2 protein-coding genes are annotated in these 2,728 nt (G+C 54.5%); both read left to right on the plus strand.

Annotated features, from left to right (window positions below; all coding sequences use genetic code 11):
- The first annotated feature begins 823 nt into the window (after nt 1–823).
- Nucleotides 824–1,672 carry a phosphate ABC transporter permease subunit PstC gene (pstC, locus tag RUMCAL_RS06360; protein ID WP_021681848.1) on the plus strand — a complete coding sequence of 283 codons (849 nt, stop codon included), beginning with the start codon at nt 824–826 and terminating at the stop codon, nt 1,670–1,672.
- Complete coding sequence (pstA, locus tag RUMCAL_RS06365) at nt 1,669–2,571, plus strand: phosphate ABC transporter permease PstA (RefSeq protein WP_021681849.1); 903 nt, start codon at nt 1,669–1,671, stop codon at nt 2,569–2,571. Before pstC ends, pstA begins: the two co-directional genes overlap by 4 nt.
- Nucleotides 2,572–2,728 lie beyond the last annotated feature (157 nt).

Consider the following 2,728-nt stretch of genomic DNA (forward strand, 5'->3'; position numbering starts at 1 on the left):
GCCTGCGGCTTGCCAGCTCCCCTAAAGGGGAGCCCATGCACCAAAAGGGAGCCTGATAGAAAAAAGCCTCCCCTGAAAGGGGAGGGGGACCAGCGAAGCTGGTGGAGGGGTTCTGTGTGGAATCTTCTGCTTAATGTGCGAGGTTTTACGGAAGCACCCCTCAGTCACCTGCGGTGCCAGCTCCCTTTTCAAGGGAGCCTGATAGAAAAAAAGCCTCCCCTGAAAGGGGAGGGGGACCAGCGAAGCTGGTGGAGGGGTTTTTTGTGGAATCTTTTACGTAATGTGTGAGGTGTCACGGAAGTACCCCTCAGTCAAGCCTACGGCTTGCCAGCTCCCCTTTCAGGGGAGCCTATGCACTAAAAAGGGAGCCTATACAAAAGAGCCTCCCCTTTAGGGGAGGGGGACCAGCGAAGCTGGTGGAGGGGTTCTGTGTGGAATCTTCTGCTTGGTGTAAAAGATTTATGTAGCAATCCCTCAGTCAGCCTGCGGCTGCCAGCTCAGCACAAGGCACGCCCTGCGGGTGCCTTTTCAGGGGAGCCTGATAGAAAAAAAGCCTCCCTTGAAAAGGGAGGGGGACCGTCGATAGACGGTGGAGGGATTCTTCTGTGAAATCTTTTGCTTGGTGTAAAGGCTTTACGTAATAATCCCTCAGTCAAGCCTGCGGCTTGCCAGCTCCCTTTTCAAGGGAGCCTAGTGGAAAAAGCCTCCCTTGAAAAGGGAGGGGGACCGTCGTTAGACGGTGGAGGGATTCTCACGTGGAATCTTCTGCACAATCAAATCATCATTTATCATTCCACTCTCTCAGAGAGGAGCAAAAACATTCATGAAAAAGTATCGTGAGTCCATTATGAAAGTGGTCTTTCTGGTGGCAGCCTGCGTGTCCATTCTGGCGGTGGTGCTGATCTGCGGATTCCTGTTCGTCAACGGGTTCCCCGCCATTGCAGAGATCGGACCGCTGAAATTCCTGACCGGCGTGATCTGGAAGCCGCAGGAGGGCGAGTTCGGCATTCTCCCCATGATTATCGGCAGCATTTACGCCACCGGTATCGCTATTCTGGTGGGGGTGCCCATCGGGCTGCTGTGTTCCGTCTTTATGGCGAGATTCTGCCCGCAAAAGCTGTATAAGATCCTGAAGCCGGCGATTTCTCTGCTGGCGGGAATCCCTTCCATTGTGTACGGATTCTTCGGACTGGTGGTCATTGTGCCGATCATGCAGAGCATTTTCGGCGTGGGCAAAAGTGTGCTCACTGCGGGCATTCTGCTGGGCATTATGATCCTGCCCACCATTATCGAAATTTCCGAATCGGCGATCCGTGCCGTGCCCAACAGCTACTACGAAGGCTCGCTGGCACTGGGGGCGACACATGAACGCAGCGTGTATTGTGCCACCCTGCCGGCGGCAAAGTCCGGCATCATGGCAGGCATCATTCTGGGCATCGGCAGAGCCATTGGCGAAACCATGGCGGTCGTCATGATCGCCGGCAACCAGACCGTGATCCCCAAGAGCCTGCTGTCCGGTGTCCGTACCATGACAGCGAATATCGTCATGGAAATGGGTTACGCAACAGACCTGCACCGAGGAGCACTGATCGGTACCGGCGTGGTATTGTTCGTCTTTATCCTGCTGATCAATGTTTGCTTCTCGCTGGTGAAGAAAAAGGAGCAGAAATGAACGTGGAAAATACAGCGAAGATCGTGGGCATCAACCACCAGACCTTCCGGCAGAAAATGGCTTCTTATAAGCGGCACCCCGGCTCACTGGTGGTTCTGCTTCTGACGATTCTGGCGGCAGTCATTACGGTAGGGGTGCTGTTGAGCCTGATCGTTTATATCGTGGTCATGGGCGTGCCGAATATCCGCCTGTCCATGTTCGCATGGAAGTATACGACCGAAAACTGTTCTATGCTGCCGTCCATTCTGAATACGCTGATGATGACAGTGCTGACACTGGTGATTGCCGTGCCTATCGGAGTGTTCTCCGCCATTTATCTGGTGGAATACTCCAACCGCGGCAGCAAGTTTCAGATGACACTGGTGAAGATCATTCGTATGACCACCGAAACCCTACAGGGAATCCCGTCCATTGTGTTCGGTCTGTTCGGATTTCTGGCGTTTGCCGTGACCTGTAAGTTCAGCTATTCGTTGCTGGGCGGTGCAATTACAATGGCACTGATGGTACTGCCGCTGATTATGCGTACCACGGAAGAAGCCCTGTTGAGCGTGCCGGATTCCTATCGTGAGGGCAGCTTCGGACTGGGTGCCGGACGGCTCCGCACCATCTTCCGCATTATCCTGCCCAGTGCTGTTCCCGGTATTCTGGCGGGCATCATTCTGGCAGTTGGTCGAATCGTCGGTGAAACCGCGGCTCTGATGTACACCGCCGGAACGTCCACCGATGTCTGCACCGGTTTCCTGAAACCCTGCCGGACGCTGGCGGTACATATGTACCAGCTGCTGTGCGAGGGCAAATACATGGGTGCGGCATACGCCACGGCTGTGGTGCTGCTGGTCATGGTCATTCTCATCAATGCCCTGTCCGGCTATGTGGCAAAGAAGCTGACGAAAAAGTGAGTGTGGGTTCGGCGGAATCTTCTGCTTGGTGTAAAAGGTTTACGGAAGTACCCCTCAGTCACCTGCGGTGACAGCTCCCCTAAAGGGAAGCCTAAACACCAAAAGGGAGCCTAGATATAAAAGAGCCTCCCCTGAAAGGGGAGGGGGACCAGCGAAG

The organism is Ruminococcus callidus ATCC 27760 (genome assembly GCF_000468015.1).
In the GTDB taxonomy this organism is placed as follows: Bacteria; Bacillota; Clostridia; order Oscillospirales; family Ruminococcaceae; genus Ruminococcus_C; species Ruminococcus_C callidus.

Excerpts from the sequence above, each read along its gene's own strand:
- pstC (WP_021681848.1), top strand. The coding sequence starts at position 824 with ATGAAAAAGTATCGTGAGTCCATTATGAAAGTGGTCTTTCTGGTGGCA.
- pstA (WP_021681849.1), top strand. The coding sequence starts at position 1,669 with ATGAACGTGGAAAATACAGCGAAGATCGTGGGCATCAACCACCAGACC.